We start from the raw sequence: 13,600 nt of genomic DNA on the forward strand, positions 1-13,600 counted from the left end.
TCCCTCACACGTCGATCCGGCTCATGCGGCGGATGAGGACGAAGCCGACGGCGTACATGGCGAACGCGATGATCACGCACGCCTGGCCGACCGGTGAGCCGGTCATGCGGTCGAGCGCGCCGCCCTTCACGCCGTTCATCAGGAACAACGCGCCGATCCCGAGGACGGGGACGGCGTACGACGTCATGGTCACCTGGGAGAGCTGGGTGCGGATCTCGCGCCGGGTCTCCTTGCGCTCCTCCAGGGTCTCGGTCAGGTTGCGCAGCGCCGAGACCACTTGGCCGCCCGCCCGGTTCGACAGCACCAGTGTCGTGACCAGGACGACGAGTTCGCGGGAGGGGAGGCGGTCGGCCAGCTCGCCGAGCGCGTCGTCCAGGGAGTGGCCGATGGCCAGCTGGTCGGCGACCTTGGCCAGTTCCTCGCCGGCCGGGGCCTCCAGTTCCTCCGCGGCCATGCCGATCGCGGTACGCAGGGCGAGCCCGGCCTGGGTGGCGTTGGCCAGGATGCGGGCCAGTTCGGGGAGTTGGCTGATGAAGCGTTCGATGCGTTTCTGCCGCTGCCAGTTGAGGAACTGCACCGCCGCCCAGACCCCGAGGAGCCCGGCGATCGGGCCGAAGAAGGGGGCCAGGGCGGCCTGGCCGATCAGCCAGAGCGCGGCGACCGCGGCGAGCATGTACGCGAAGAACTCGCCCGGTGTGAGGTCCAGGCCGGTCGCCGCCAGACGCAGTTCCAGCCGGCGGCCGAGGCGGGTACGGCGCAGCCTGCGGTCCAGGGTGCGGAAGCGGCGTCTGCGGCCGCCCGCCGGCAGCGAGCCGGTGTGCGCGAGGCGGTCCACGAGGGCGGCGCGCCGGGCCTTGCCGGAGGCGTAGGCGTGCACGCCGGCCACCGCCAGGACGCAGGCCAGCAGCGTCACGCCGGTGGTGAGCTGGACGAGGGTGTGCAGTTCCATGGGCGGGCCTACCTGGCTTCTCGGGTGGCGAGCTGGTCGGCGGTACGGGCGACGCCGAAGTCCTGCGGGACGGGCTGGCTCGCCATGTAGAGGCGGTCGGCGGTGCGGCGCGGCAGCGGGAAGTGCCGGAAGGCGCCGTGGACACGGCCGTCGGCGGTCATGGGCCGGGCTTCGAACCGGGCGACGGTGGCCAGCCGGTACGGCTCCCCGCCGTGGCTGTCGAGCAGTGCGATCTCGGTGATCCGGCGGGCGCCGTCGGCGAACCGGGTGAGCTGGACGATGACGTCGACGGCGCTGTTGATCTGGTCGTGCAGGGCGACGAACGGCACCTCGACGTCGGACATGGAGGCCAGGGTCTGGAGCCGGGTGAGGGCGTCCTCAGCGCTGTTGGCGTGCACGGTGGCCAGCGATCCGTCGTGGCCCGTGGACATCGCCTGGAGCATGTCCAGGGACTCGCCGCCGCGGACCTCACCGACGACGATCCGGTCGGGGCGCATGCGCAGGGAGTTGCGGACCAGGTCGCGGATGGAGACCTGGCCCTTGCCCTCCACGTTCGGCGGGCGCGCCTCCAGCCGGACCACATGGGTCTGCTGGAGCTGGAGTTCGGCCGAGTCCTCGATGGTGATGATGCGCTCGTGCGGCGGGATCAGTCCGGACAGGGCGTTCAGCAGGGTCGTCTTCCCGGTGCCGGTCGCTCCCGAGACGATGATGTTGAACTTCGCCTGCACCAGCCCCGCCAGCAGGTACACCATGGGTTCGTCGAGCGAACCGAAGCCGATCAGTTCCTTGAGGGTGAAGGAACGGGGGAAGCGGCGGATGGTGAGGATCGGGCCCGTCAGGGACAGCGGCGGGATGATGACGTTGACGCGCTCGCCGGACGGGAGGCGGGCGTCCACCATCGGGTTCGACTCGTCGACCCGGCGGTTGACCGTCGACACGATCCGCTCGATCGTCTGCATGAGCTGGTCGGCGGAGACGAACCGGAGCGGCAGCTGCTCGACCCGGCCGCCGCGCTCCACGAAGATCGCGTCGGGGCCGTTCACCATGATCTCGGTGATCGACGCGTCCTCCAGGAGGGGTTCGAGGATGCCGAGGCCGAGCGCCTCGTCCACGACCCGGCGGATCAGCTGGGACCGCTCGACGGTGGAGAGCACCGGTCCCTCACGGCTGATGATGTGCCCGAGCACCCGCTCCAGGCGGGCCCGGCGCTCGGCGGCGGCCAGCGAGCTCATCTCCGCGAGGTCGATCTCCTCCAGCAGTTTGGCCCGGTAGGAGGCGACCAGATGCCCGTCCTCGCCCCGGCTGCCGTGCTCCTCCGGAGTGCTGATGCGTGCCCGCAGGCTCATGGGTCTGCAACTCCTCGGTCAGTGGTCGCGGGGCATGGTGGCGGACTTGGTGGCGTCGCCGAAGCTCCAGAGGATCTTGGGGATGGTGACGTGGGCGGTGACGGTGACCGAGTCGCCGTCGCCTCCGGTGGGCTCGCACTCCACGTGCAGGCCGCCGCTGACGGCCTGCGCGCACGCCTGAGTCGCGCTCTGTCCCAGCGACTGCGCCCGCGCTCCCGCCCGGGCCGCCGTACCGGCCTGCTCGGCGGCGTAGGCGGCGGCCCCGATCTGGAAGCCGGCCAGCCCGACGATCAGCAGGACGGGGACGAAACCCAGGTACTCGATGGCGACTTGGCCTCGGTCGTGCCTTCGACGGATCGGCATCTCAGCGCTTCACCTCCTCCACGGCTCCGGCATGGCCGTGCACGGTGACAGGGAAGGAGATCACACCCGGGAAGAGGACCGGGACCTTGAGGAAGACGTCGGCCGTGACGTAGCCGGACTGGTTGCAGTCCACTTCCGCATCCCCCTTCCAGGCCGCCGAGAGGTGCTTCAGCCCGGCCTCCGCGCACGCGGCTTGGCGCGCGCCCCCTCGCGGCGCCGCCGTTCCCGCCCGCACCGCCTCGTCCGCAGCATTCCCGGCGAGCGTGTAGGTGTACCCCACCAACACGGCCTGCCACATCAGCACCAGCGTCAGGACGATCAGCGGGGTCATCCCGAGGAACTCGACACTCACCTGCCCGCGGTCGCCACCGGGCCGTTTCATGGGCCGCTCACTCCTTCCGCCGCCGAAAGCCCACCGGCCCCCGGCCACCGCCCCGGTGGGAGCCGGAGCCCGCCTCGTCCGCGGCCCTCACCAGTCCCAGTTCTCCGGCGAGCGCCCACAGCGCCTGCTTCACCGTGCTCTTGGCGTCCAGCTCGTGCACCCGCCCCGCGTCCACGACACCCTGCAGCTCCTTGAAGTTGGCGGGGACGGCCGTACGCGCCAGTGCCGTGCCGGTGATGCGCTGCACCAGGGCGGGCTGGATCTCCGTGTTCCGGGTGTGCCGGTTGACGACCACCGTCGTCTCCTCGGCCTTGCGGATCTGCAACCGGTCCCACATCCGTACGGTCCGTTTCGCGGCGCGTACGGCGATCACGTCCGGCGTGGTGACCAGCAGCGCGGTGTCGGCCATCTCGACGGCCGCCGCACCGGCCCCGCCGAGCTGGGCGCCGCAGTCGACGACGACGACCTCGTAGCGGGAGCGCAGGGCGCTGACGAGCTGACGGGCGGCACGGTCGGTGACCTCCTCGCCCCGTTCGCCCTCGCCGGGTGCGAGCAGCAGGGCGAGACCGGTGTCGTGGCGGAAGACGGCGTCGGCCAGGACCCGGGGCGAGATGTCGGTGATGGCGGCCAGGTCGGCCACCGAGCGGCGGAACTGGACGTCCAGGTAGGAGGCGATGTCGCCGGTCTGGAGGTCGAGGTCGACCAGTGCGGTGGCGCGGCCGGACGCCTGGGCGGCGAGGGCCAGCTGGATGGCGGTCAGCGTCGCGCCCACGCCTCCCTTGGCGCCGCTGACCGTGACGACGGTGCCGCCGACCCCGGCGACCACCTCGGCTCCGTGTCCGAGGTGCCGTCGTACCCCCGTCGACCACTGGGCGACGGCCTGGACCCGGTTGGCGAGTTCCTCGTAGGACAGCGGGAGCGCGACGAGGCCGCGGGCGCCGGAGTCCATGGCGGCGGCGAAGAGGCCGGGGCTCGCGTCGGTGGTGACGAGGATGACGCCGACGGCCGGGAAGCGCAGGGCGACCTCGCGGATCAGCTCGAGGGCGGGGACCGGGCCGATGCGTTCGTGGACGACGACGACTTCCGGCAGTTCGTCGACCGACTCGGCGGCGAGCCGGGCGAGGGTGTCGACCAGCTGGGTGGAGTCGGTGACCGGGGGCTGCGGCTCGGCGTCGGGGAGCTGGCTGAGCAGGGTGACGAGGGAGCGGACGGCGTCCGGGTCCGCGCCGGCCGGGAGGATCCTGGTGGGCATGCGGGCCGCCTCTCACTTGTCCGTCGCGAGTTCGTAGGTGCGGTCCTTGTCGGGGGCGCTGGTCTCGCTGCCGGGGGCCACGAGCGCGAGCCGGACGCGCTGGGCGAAGGACTCGGCGTAGGTGATGCGCTGGGCGTCGATGGTGGACAGCGCGAAGGTGATGGGCACGGCTTCGGTGGGCTGCTGGTTCCTGTCGTTGTCGGGGTCGAGGGCGGTGATCTGACCGACGTCGAGGACCCGGGCGTTGGTCACGATGATCTTCGACTGGTCCGGGGCGCCCTCCTTCTTTCCCTCGAAGGTGGCGTAGACGTTGACGCGCGAGCCGGGGGTGATCTTGCCGGCGACACCGGTCGCCGCGTCGATCATGATGGCGACCTCCTGCTGGCCGGGCTGGAGGGCGGGCTGGTCCACGATCATGTCCGTCTGGAGCAGGGAGCCCGTGCGCAGGGTGGTCACGGCGATCTTGCCGCGGATCTGCCGGAGGTCGGTGACTGCGTTGTCGGACAGCCATCGCTTCGGCATCTTGATCTTCTCGAACTGGCCCGTGTCCAGCGCGGTGTACGGCTTCACCTCGGACCTGACCCGGTAGGCGGTGGTCTCGGGCCCGACCTTGGAGTTCACGTCGTGGACGACGGAGAGCACGCCGGCGAACGCGCCCAGAGCGCACAGGGCCGACAGGATCAGGAGTATCACGCCGCGGCGCTGACGGGAGTTCATGAACCGTGCAACCTCATTGGGGGAATCGGTCGAGCGGGATGTGAGGGTCGGGTCGTTGTCCGGGCGGGCGTCTCGGGGCGGTCATGTCCGGGCGGTCGTGTCCGGGCGGTCGTGTCCGGGCGGTCGTGTCCGGGCGGTCGTGTCCGGGCGGTCGTGTCCGGGCGGTCGTGTCCGCGTGGCCCGTCCGGGGCGGTCAGGCGGGGCTGCGTTGCCTGCCTTGCCCCAGCGCGCGGGGCGCGGCGGGCTCGCGGGCGGGCGGCGGAGTCGCGGAGCAGAAGACGCAGCGGTCGCCGATGACGTCGAGGCCGCACCAGTGACAGCTGGTCCGGCGCACGGAGGTGACCAGTTGGTAGAGGACGGAGAGGTCGGCGAGGTAGCCGCAGAACTCGACCATGCGGCCGGTGCCCCACCACACGGGGGACTCGGCGGGCAGCGGTGTCTCACGCAGCCCATGCACGCCCCACTGGGTGCCGAGTCCGGCCGCCCAGTCGTTCTGCAACTGCCCCTTGGCCACCAGCATCCAGGTGCTGAACTCGGGGCCCTTGAGGGTGACACCGGGCGCGACCTTGACCAGCTGGGGGTCGGGATGGGCGAGCACGGCGAACTGGCTGCCCGGTACCCAGGATCGGGCGTGCGCCTTCAGCCCGACCGGGACCCGGTCCAGCCTGGCGACGGAGCCGAGGACGGCACCGGCGTGGATGTAGTGGGTGAGCAGCCGTCCGGCGGAAGCGAGCACGCCCGGGCTCAGGTCGCAGGAGGCGAGCTGGCGCAGCTGCCGGGCCAGCACCGCGATGCCGAGCGGTGGCAGGTCGGGCCGGAACAGGGCTATGCGGTCGCTCTCCAGCAGGGAGCGCAGGGTGTACAGCCGCCGTACGACCGGCTCCGGGGCGGCCTGCGAGCACACGACGACCACGTACCCGTACTGCTCGGTCAGGGTGTGGAGTTCGGTGAGGGCCTGGTCCAGCGGCTTGCGGTCGAGGCCGTCCAGCACCACGGCGGGCATGGTTCGTTCGTCCTGCGCCGGCAGCGCCATGTCGGCGCTGGTCACGGCAATGGCAGTTGGCACGCGCAGCTCCCCGCTCTTCACACCCGCCGGCCCACCGGTGTAACTCCAATGCGCCAGGACGACTTCATTGCGTGACTACCCGAGCACTGTATCCACGGCCGTATGGCCGGAGAACAGCGTTTGGGTAGCCGGTGTGGAACTCTCCGGGAGCAAGTACCGCCAAACCCGGACAGGTTGAGTCGCCGACTGCGGCGGACAGGTTGAGCCGTCAATCCCGGACAGGTCCAGCCGCCCGGACGGACGGAGCCGGCAGCCCGGCCGGATGGAAGCGGCCGCCTCGGACGGACGGAGGCGACCGACCGGACGGACGGAGGCGACCGACCCGGACGGACGGAGGCGACCGATCCGGACCGACGGACCCGCTCACCCGGGACGGCTGGAGCCACCACCCCGGGGTCGTTTTGGTCTGGACCTCTTGACACTCCGATTGGTCTGGACCAACTTGTAGGCGAGCGGTGGCCACCGTCCTCTCCCCTCTCCCCGCCAACTCCCCACCGGAGGCTCCAGTGGACCGCGCACCAGGCATTCCCAGACCCCGCAGACGGCGGCTCGCGACATGGTCCGCCGCCACCGCCCTGGCCCTCTCGGTCGCGGGTCTCGCCGCAGCCACCCCCGCGTCCGCGGCGGACGTCAACAACGTCAAGAACGCCGGCTTCGAGTCCGGCCTGGCCAACTGGACCTGCACGGCCGGCAGCGGCACGACGGTCTCCTCCCCGGCGCACGGCGGCACCACCGCCCTGAAGGCGACCCCGGCAGGCCAGGACAACGCCCAGTGCAGCCAGGCGGTGACGGTCAAGCCCAACTCGACGTACACGCTGAGCGCGTGGGTGCAGGGCGGTTACTCGTACCTGGGCGTGACGGGCACCGGCACGACGGACGTCTCGACGTGGACCCCCGACTCCTCGGCGTGGAAGCAGCTCTCGACGACGTTCACGACGGGCGCCTCCACGACCTCGGTCACGGTCTACACCCACGGCTGGTACGGCCAGGCGGCCTACTACGCCGACGACGTCTCGGTCTACGGCCCCGACGGCGGCGGGGGCGGCGACCCGGCCCCGACGGTCCCGGCGGCCCCGGCCAGCCTCTCCGTCACCGGTACGACCTCCTCCTCGGTCTCCCTTTCGTGGTCTGCGGTGTCGGGCGCGACGGGCTACAACGTCTACCGCAACGGCACCAAGGTCACGGCGGTGACCGGTACCTCGGCCACGGTGACCGGCCTGACGGCTGCCACGTCGTACACCTTCCAGGTGACGGCGGCCAACGCGGCGGGCGAATCCGCCGCATCGGGTTCGGTGACCGGCACGACGACCGCCGGCTCGGGCGGCGGCGGGGGCGGCACCCTTCCCAAGCACGCGGTGACCGGCTACTGGCAGAACTTCAACAACGGCGCGACGGTCCAGAAGATCTCCGACGTCCCCTCCGCCTACGACATCATCGCGGTCGCCTTCGCGGACGCGACGTCGACACCGGGAGCCGTGTCCTTCACCCTGGACTCCTCCGGACTCGGCGGCTACCCGGTCGACCAGTTCAAGGCCGACATCAAGGCCAAGCAGGCGGCGGGCAAGAAGGTCATCATCTCCATCGGCGGCGAGAAGGGCACGGTGTCGGTGAACGACGCGGCCTCGGCGGCGAACTTCGCGAACTCCGTCTATTCGCTGATGCAGACGTACGGCTTCGACGGCGTCGACATCGACCTGGAGAACGGCCTGAACGCGACGTACATGACCCAGGCGCTCCGTTCCCTGTCCGCGAAGGCGGGCTCGTCCCTGATCATCACGATGGCCCCGCAGACGATCGACATGCAGTCGACGTCGGGGTCCTACTTCCAGACCGCGCTGAACGTGAAGGACATCCTCACGGTCGTCAACATGCAGTACTACAACAGCGGTTCCATGCTGGGCTGCGACGGCAAGGTCTACAGCCAGGGCACGGTCGACTTCCTGACGGCACTCGCCTGCATCCAGCTGGAGGGCGGCCTTTCCCCGTCCCAGGTGGGCCTCGGCCTTCCGGCCTCCACCCGTGCGGCGGGCGGCGGCTATGTCTCCCCCACGGTGGTGAACAACGCCCTGGACTGCCTGACGAAGGCCACGAACTGCGGCTCCTTCAAGCCGTCGAAGACCTACCCCGACCTGCGGGGCGCGATGACCTGGTCCACCAACTGGGACGCGACGTCGGGCAACGCGTGGTCGGGTGCGGTGGGGGCGCACGTGCACGCGCTGCCGTGACCTGACCCGTACGGCACCCTCAGCGCCCGGGCCCTACGTGGTCCGGGCGCTGTCGCGTGCCCGTGCAGGTCTCCTGGACTGGCCGGACATGACTGCCGAGGGCTGGATCGCGTGGCGACCGGCCATGTGCCGATGTGATGATCGGCGGCATGGCTGAACGCCGGGGAGAAGCCACCGAGGCGGGGCATACACACAGGTCACGGCTGTACGACTATGTGGACATCTCCGATGCCTGCCCTCCGGAATCCGTCGACGCCTCCACCGAGGCCGAGCGACGGCGCCGCGCGTTCGCCGTACTGCTGGGCGAGTTCCGCCGTACCCCGGTCCTGGTGCCGTTGGGTGAGGGTGCGAGCCCGGACTCCGAAGGCGGTCTGCTGACGGCGGACTTCAACGGCGTCCGCTTCATCCTGGCGTTCTCCGGCGAGCAGGCGCTGGCTCGTTATGCCGTGGCGCGCGGTGAGGCTGCCCGGGAGTGGCGGTACCGGACGATTCTCGGCGCCCGTCTGCTCGATGTGGCGGTGCCCGCGGCCGGGGTGCTGGTCGGCGAGGCCGGCGCCGGGCGCGGCTTCCGCGACATCGCGCTGTCCGGGCTGGAGCTGGGCCATGAGGGCCTGACGGACGAGTTCAAGTCGTTCTGCGAACGCTGGTGAGATCGGAGATCAGTTGTCCATTCCCAGCAGAACCGCAAGGCAAGCTCCCAGCCGGTTCGGAGAGCTTGCCTGGTTCAAGTTGCCCGTGACTTAAAATGAAACCAGATCATCTCCCACCTTGAGCAGATTTCAATCGTGGAGGATCAGGTCGGATGCGCCGCCACCGAAGGACACAAGCCTCAGGTATCGAGAAGCCCTCCCACGCCTGGTCTTAACCTCCTGACCCCGTGGAATAACCGAGCGCAACGTGGACTGTGCACGGCTCCTCCGACCGTGCCGGAGCGGACTGGGTCAAGGGGTCCACGGAGGTCTCGACACTGACCGAGAAACAAGTTCACTTCGGAGGCTTATCGGCGTGGGTAGAGATCAGGCAGCAATGCTACAGATCTATGCAATGAAACAGATACATGACACTTGACCATACACAAGGAAGATGCTCTCAGACTTCGTTGACCGCCATAAGACAATTGAGGAACTGGACGGGGATCAGTGGCCCGAGCCTTCCCGGGACAGCACGTCTCTGGTTCGTGGCGTGCATGCACTGAGACGTCGAGCTATCAAGGACCTGTCCGTTGAAGACATGCGCCGGCTGATCTCCCAAGACGTCGGTCTCCAATGGCTTCTGCCTGTCGCTCTGGACTTCCTGCGTGAAACGGCGCCGAACGAAGCGGAGACAGGATGGTACGACGACGATTTGCTCTCCGCGGTATTGACCAGAAGTGAGAGCGTATGGAGGGAGGCGCCGCATCTCGCACGTCACCTCGACGAAACGGTCCGGATGCTCACAGACCTTTCCGCCTATATTCAACAGGAGGTTGGGAACTATAGGTCCAACCTCTCGGACCTCCTTTGAGGCCAGCCCCTATCAGGGCGACCCGCTTCTCTCGCTGCTCGGCCTGGCTTCCAGTCACTGGGAAGCAACACACATTGATGGAGAAGCGGGTCCACAACGGCCACTGGTCACTCCGCGGTGAACAGCTCCGTCGCCTCGGTCGCGTGGACTGCTCGCTGGGCCCAGATCTCCAACTGGTCGAGATCCGTGCAGGTCCCGACGCGTTCGCGGACGTCGTCGGGCACTGGGATGCCTCGCCACTCCAGGACACGGAGGACCATCTCGGCCTTGGCTTCAGCCCGGCCCTGTTCTCGGCCCTCCTCGCGCACCTGCTCGGCCAGCGGGTGGCGCCAGAAGTACTGGATCGCCGTCATCAGGTCCCTCCACATCTGCTTCGCCTGGGGGTCGGCCAGGCATGAGTCGACGAACTGCACGAAGACCGCGGCGCTGTCGGGGTCGATGGTCCGCAGGGCGGATGCCAGGGATTCCAGTATGGCCGGAGCCCGCGGGCCACGCCCGTGTGTCATCGCCGAGAGCACCGCGAGGGGTACGTCCCGTTCGGCGTGACGTTCGTCAGCGATCACCGGCACGTTCTCCGGGCCGAGCACCAGCGGACGCACCGTCAGCGAATCCCAGCCCGGAATACCGAGCCGGATCGGCCGCGAGGCCCATTTCGCCGTGGCGCTGCTCTGAGTGATCACGATCAGCACCGGCTCGCAGCGGTACTTCTCATACAGGTAGGACAAGTAGTACGGCCAGCTCCCCCGTTTGCGGTCGTCCGCCTTGCCCTGCGACTCGACCACGAGGAGGTACGTCCCCTCGTCCGTCTCCGCTCGCAGCAGCGTGTCCACCCTGCGTTCGACCGGTTCGATCTCCGTGAGGTCCACGTTCAGCGCGGCGATCTCCCGGGGTTCGGGGAACGGTACGTGCAGCACCTTCTGTAACGCCCGCGTCAGCAGCGCCGGATCCTTCTGGAAGATCCGGTGCAGCGCCTCGTGCGACGAGCCGACCATCGGCTCTCCTTTCCGTACGACCCCGTACGCCGTGATCAACGAGCTACGCCGCCGCGAGTTCGCACCACACGTACTTGCCCCGGTCCCCGAACCGGGCCGACGGCTGCCAGCCCCAGTACTCCGCGCAGGCCGTCACCAGCCCCAGCCCTCGCCCCTCCTCCAGGTCCAGGGCCTGCTCCAGCGGCCGTGGCGGTGGCGGCGGCTCCGGGTCGGTGTCCCACGCCCCGATCCACACCGGGCCCTGCGGCGAGCGGCGCACCCTCAGCGCCGCCGGCCCCTTGGTGTGCCGCACCGCGTTCGACACCAACTCCGCCGCGAGCAGCTCCGCCGTTTCCACGAGGCCGGGCAACCCGTGCAGTGTCAGGATCACGCGGAGCGTACGGCGGCATACCGTCACCGCTTTGAGGTCGTTGGGGACGTAGAGCGTGTAGTCCCACGTCTCGTGCTCGGACATGCGTCATCAACTCCGGTCGGTGAGGGGAGATGCAGGGCGCGGTGGCATTGCCGCAGCCGTCGTGGCAGGAGGGCGCGGTGCGCTTCCGCATCTGCGTGTGCATCCGTCACTGACAGTAGGGCCACATTTTGGGACGCCGCAAGCTGTTGCCGTAATCTACCCCTCGAACGAGGCACTGTCTCAGGGCAGTTGGTGAGCCGAGAGAGGAAGCCATGCCGCGTAGGCAGCAGCCCACCGCTCGACAAGAACGTCTAGGCACTGAACTGCGGAAACTTCGCGAAGCCGCGGGACTCAAGGGGCGCGAGGCAGCCGCGCTCCTCGGTACGGACTCGGCCCAGATGAGTCAGATCGAGGCCGGAACCGCCGGCGTGAGCGAGGAACGCGTACGGCGGCTCGCGGCTCAGTACTCCTGCACGGATGCCGCCCTCATCGAGGCGCTGGTAGCGATGGCGACCGACAGGACGCACGGCTGGTGGGAGGAGTACCGAGGCCGGCTCCCCACACCGTTCATGGATTTGCCCGAGCTGGAGCATCACGCCAGCTTCCGATGGGACGTGGAGTTCCTGCACATGCCGGGCCTCTTGCAGACCGCCGAATACGCCCGCCTCCTCTTCGGCTATGTGAACCCCGAGTTCCCGGAGAGCGACGTGGAACGCTGGGTGGAACACCGAATGAAGCGAAGGGTCATCATCGAGCGCGCGGAGCCCGTTCCGTACGAGGCGTTGATCCACGAGGCCGCGCTGCGCATCAGGGTGGGAGACCGACGCGCGGCACGGGATCAGCTCGGCCGTGTACTGGAACTCTCCGAAGCCGCACATGTGACTGTCCGCGTCATCCCCTTCGACCTGGACGGTTTCGGCGGAGCCGGAAGCGGCATGGTGTACGCGGGCGGTCCGGTGTCCAAGTTGGACACCATCGTCCGCGACGGCCCCGTCGGCCCGGTCTTCATCGATGCCGAAGCTCAGCTCAGCCGCTATCGAACGCTCTTCCGTAGGGTGGAGGCGGTGTCGCTCGACCCCGACCGGTCGCGTGACTTCATCCACCGCCTGGCGAAGGAGCTGTGAGCATGCCGACCCCCGACACCTGGAAGACGTCTTCCTACTCCGGAGGCGGCCAGGGGGATGCCTGCGTCGAAGTAGCCGACCTGGACACCCACATATCCGTCCGCGACTCCAAGGACCCGGCGAGAGCCGTCCTCACCTTCCCGGCCTCGGCCTTCGCGCCCTTCATCGGCGCCCTGAAGGACGGCCGCTCTCCCGGGGCGGACTGATACCCGCCCATTGATGGACATTACATCCGAGAGTCACAGATATATGCGCGAATCGTAACAGCGCCCGCGCTTCCTCGATCGCCCCCCTTCCCCGCCGCAAGGTGTGGGCGTGCGGCCGACCGGTCGCCACCCGTACACCGCACTCCGCATGCCGCGTTCTGGGACGCGGACCGCGGGGTGTGCGCAACCCTCGCGAAGGGGGACCTCGTGTCCGTGTTCGTATCCGCTTCCGTAACCCGCCGCCGTGTCGCCGCCGCCGTCGTGGCGGCCACCGCCGTCGTGGGCGCCGTCGCCCTGCCGGCCTCCGCCGCCGACCGCGGCCACGGCCGCTCCGACCACTCTGACCAGTCCGGCCGCTGGGACCACTCCGACCACTCCGGCCACTCGGACCGCTGGGGCCGCTCGGACCGCTCGGACCGCTCGGAGGTGGCCATCAGCGGCGCGCAGTACCACGCGTCGGCCCGGTACGACCGCTCCAACGCCTCCCTGAACAAGGAGTGGGTGGAGGTCACCAACTACGGCGGGGGGACGGTGAATCTGGACGGGTGGACGCTGTCGGACGAGGACGGCCACACCTACACCTTCCGGCACTACCGGCTGGGGGACCACCAGAGCGTGCGGGTGCACACCGGTGCCGGCCGGGACCGCAAGAACGACGTCTACCAGGACCGTCACCAGTCCGTGTGGGACAGCGACCACGACACCGCGACCCTGCGCAACGACCACGGCCGCTTCATCGACGCCACCTCCTGGGGTTACGACCACCGCGGCCACCGCGACGGCGGGTGGCACGGCGGCCGGCACTGACCCGTACCTGACCGCGGGTCGGTGAGCACCGGTACCCGCCACGGCATACGGCAGCCTTCCTCCCGGCCCCCGCCGCGGCATGCCGCAGCCTCCTCCCGGCCCCCACCCCCCGGGGGGGGGGGGGGGGGGGGGGGGGGGGGGGGGGGGGGGGGGGCGGCGGCGGGGGGGGGGGCGGGGGGGGGGGCGTCGGCCGAGGCGGGGGCCGGGGCTTTGGTCGCCCGTGGAGTGGGTTCGGCGGGTTTGATGGGGGGCTCGGCGCTCTCGGAGGGCGCCG

Annotated in this window: 15 protein-coding genes; 6 read left to right on the forward strand and 9 right to left on the reverse strand. The window is 69.7% G+C overall.

All coding sequences use genetic code 11. The features are described 5' to 3' along the window. Positions 1-4: 4 nt before the first annotated feature. The 7 genes from ACIGYR_RS21035 to ACIGYR_RS21065 all read right to left on the reverse strand — a co-directional run bounded on the left by ACIGYR_RS21035 (position 5) and on the right by ACIGYR_RS21065 (position 6,042). Complete coding sequence (locus ACIGYR_RS21035; RefSeq protein WP_399597382.1) at positions 5-949, reverse strand: type II secretion system F family protein; 945 nt, start codon at positions 947-949, stop codon at positions 5-7. Between the two features lie 8 nt (positions 950-957). Next, positions 958-2,295: a CpaF family protein gene (locus tag ACIGYR_RS21040; protein WP_391840224.1), complete on the reverse strand. Its 1,338-nt coding sequence runs from the start codon at positions 2,293-2,295 to the stop codon at positions 958-960. Between the two features lie 18 nt (positions 2,296-2,313). Beyond that, positions 2,314-2,658, reverse strand: a complete 345-nt coding sequence (locus ACIGYR_RS21045; protein ID WP_399597379.1) for a TadE/TadG family type IV pilus assembly protein — start codon at positions 2,656-2,658, stop codon at positions 2,314-2,316. A 1-nt stretch (position 2,659) separates the two neighbouring features. Then, positions 2,660-3,040 (reverse strand): TadE family protein, encoded by a 381-nt coding sequence (locus tag ACIGYR_RS21050; RefSeq protein WP_391840221.1) that lies wholly within the window; start codon positions 3,038-3,040, stop codon positions 2,660-2,662. 7 nt (positions 3,041-3,047) lie between these two features. After that, entirely contained in the window at positions 3,048-4,292 is a 1,245-nt protein-coding gene (locus ACIGYR_RS21055) for a CpaE family protein (protein WP_399597376.1), read from the reverse strand. Between the two features lie 12 nt (positions 4,293-4,304). Next, positions 4,305-5,009, reverse strand: coding sequence for a Flp pilus assembly protein CpaB (cpaB, locus tag ACIGYR_RS21060; RefSeq protein WP_399597373.1), 705 nt, complete (start codon positions 5,007-5,009; stop codon positions 4,305-4,307). Positions 5,010-5,202: 193 nt separating this feature from the next. Beyond that, positions 5,203-6,042, reverse strand: coding sequence for a hypothetical protein (locus ACIGYR_RS21065; RefSeq protein WP_399598621.1), 840 nt, complete (start codon positions 6,040-6,042; stop codon positions 5,203-5,205). Between the two features lie 539 nt (positions 6,043-6,581). Here ACIGYR_RS21065 and ACIGYR_RS21070 point away from each other — a divergent pair. The 3 genes from ACIGYR_RS21070 to ACIGYR_RS21080 all read left to right on the forward strand — a co-directional run bounded on the left by ACIGYR_RS21070 (position 6,582) and on the right by ACIGYR_RS21080 (position 9,803). Further along, the gene (locus ACIGYR_RS21070) at positions 6,582-8,300 is read left to right on the forward strand and encodes a chitinase (protein WP_399597371.1); all 1,719 of its coding nucleotides are present in this window, start codon (positions 6,582-6,584) and stop codon (positions 8,298-8,300) included. 149 nt (positions 8,301-8,449) lie between these two features. Further along, positions 8,450-8,950 (forward strand): SseB family protein, encoded by a 501-nt coding sequence (locus ACIGYR_RS21075; protein WP_399597368.1) that lies wholly within the window; start codon positions 8,450-8,452, stop codon positions 8,948-8,950. A 433-nt stretch (positions 8,951-9,383) separates the two neighbouring features. Then, positions 9,384-9,803: a contact-dependent growth inhibition system immunity protein gene (locus tag ACIGYR_RS21080; protein WP_391840205.1), complete on the forward strand. Its 420-nt coding sequence runs from the start codon at positions 9,384-9,386 to the stop codon at positions 9,801-9,803. A gap of 107 nt (positions 9,804-9,910) precedes the next feature. Here ACIGYR_RS21080 and ACIGYR_RS21085 read toward each other — a convergent pair whose 3' ends face one another. Together ACIGYR_RS21085 and ACIGYR_RS21090 are read right to left on the reverse strand one after the other, a co-directional pair. Then, a complete protein-coding gene (locus tag ACIGYR_RS21085) occupies positions 9,911-10,795 on the reverse strand; it encodes a hypothetical protein (RefSeq protein ID WP_399597365.1) in 885 nt (294 codons plus the stop codon). Positions 10,796-10,838: 43 nt separating this feature from the next. After that, positions 10,839-11,249: an ATP-binding protein gene (locus tag ACIGYR_RS21090; protein WP_399597363.1), complete on the reverse strand. Its 411-nt coding sequence runs from the start codon at positions 11,247-11,249 to the stop codon at positions 10,839-10,841. A gap of 212 nt (positions 11,250-11,461) precedes the next feature. Here ACIGYR_RS21090 and ACIGYR_RS21095 point away from each other — a divergent pair, with 212 nt between their 5' ends. The 3 genes from ACIGYR_RS21095 (at position 11,462) to ACIGYR_RS21105 (ending at position 13,326) form a co-directional block, all read left to right on the forward strand. Beyond that, a complete protein-coding gene (locus tag ACIGYR_RS21095; protein ID WP_399597361.1) occupies positions 11,462-12,313 on the forward strand; it encodes a helix-turn-helix domain-containing protein in 852 nt (283 codons plus the stop codon). A 2-nt stretch (positions 12,314-12,315) separates the two neighbouring features. Then, a complete protein-coding gene (locus ACIGYR_RS21100) occupies positions 12,316-12,519 on the forward strand; it encodes a DUF397 domain-containing protein (protein WP_399597357.1) in 204 nt (67 codons plus the stop codon). A 213-nt stretch (positions 12,520-12,732) separates the two neighbouring features. Beyond that, complete coding sequence (locus ACIGYR_RS21105; protein WP_399598618.1) at positions 12,733-13,326, forward strand: lamin tail domain-containing protein; 594 nt, start codon at positions 12,733-12,735, stop codon at positions 13,324-13,326. The last annotated feature ends 274 nt before the right edge of the window (positions 13,327-13,600 follow it).

It is taken from the genome of Streptomyces sp. NPDC053076 (genome assembly GCF_044546845.1).
GTDB lineage: Bacteria > Actinomycetota > Actinomycetes > Streptomycetales > Streptomycetaceae > Streptomyces.

Excerpts from the sequence above, each read along its gene's own strand:
- ACIGYR_RS21035 (WP_399597382.1), bottom strand. The coding sequence starts at position 949 with ATGGAACTGCACACCCTCGTCCAGCTCACCACCGGCGTGACGCTGCTG.
- ACIGYR_RS21040 (WP_391840224.1), bottom strand. The coding sequence starts at position 2,295 with ATGAGCCTGCGGGCACGCATCAGCACTCCGGAGGAGCACGGCAGCCGG.
- ACIGYR_RS21045 (WP_399597379.1), bottom strand. The coding sequence starts at position 2,658 with ATGCCGATCCGTCGAAGGCACGACCGAGGCCAAGTCGCCATCGAGTAC.
- ACIGYR_RS21050 (WP_391840221.1), bottom strand. The coding sequence starts at position 3,040 with ATGAAACGGCCCGGTGGCGACCGCGGGCAGGTGAGTGTCGAGTTCCTC.
- ACIGYR_RS21055 (WP_399597376.1), bottom strand. The coding sequence starts at position 4,292 with ATGCCCACCAGGATCCTCCCGGCCGGCGCGGACCCGGACGCCGTCCGC.
- cpaB (WP_399597373.1), bottom strand. The coding sequence starts at position 5,009 with ATGAACTCCCGTCAGCGCCGCGGCGTGATACTCCTGATCCTGTCGGCC.
- ACIGYR_RS21065 (WP_399598621.1), bottom strand. The coding sequence starts at position 6,042 with ATGGCGCTGCCGGCGCAGGACGAACGAACCATGCCCGCCGTGGTGCTG.
- ACIGYR_RS21075 (WP_399597368.1), top strand. The coding sequence starts at position 8,450 with ATGGCTGAACGCCGGGGAGAAGCCACCGAGGCGGGGCATACACACAGG.
- ACIGYR_RS21080 (WP_391840205.1), top strand. The coding sequence starts at position 9,384 with ATGCTCTCAGACTTCGTTGACCGCCATAAGACAATTGAGGAACTGGAC.
- ACIGYR_RS21085 (WP_399597365.1), bottom strand. The coding sequence starts at position 10,795 with ATGGTCGGCTCGTCGCACGAGGCGCTGCACCGGATCTTCCAGAAGGAT.
- ACIGYR_RS21090 (WP_399597363.1), bottom strand. The coding sequence starts at position 11,249 with ATGTCCGAGCACGAGACGTGGGACTACACGCTCTACGTCCCCAACGAC.
- ACIGYR_RS21095 (WP_399597361.1), top strand. The coding sequence starts at position 11,462 with ATGCCGCGTAGGCAGCAGCCCACCGCTCGACAAGAACGTCTAGGCACT.
- ACIGYR_RS21100 (WP_399597357.1), top strand. The coding sequence starts at position 12,316 with ATGCCGACCCCCGACACCTGGAAGACGTCTTCCTACTCCGGAGGCGGC.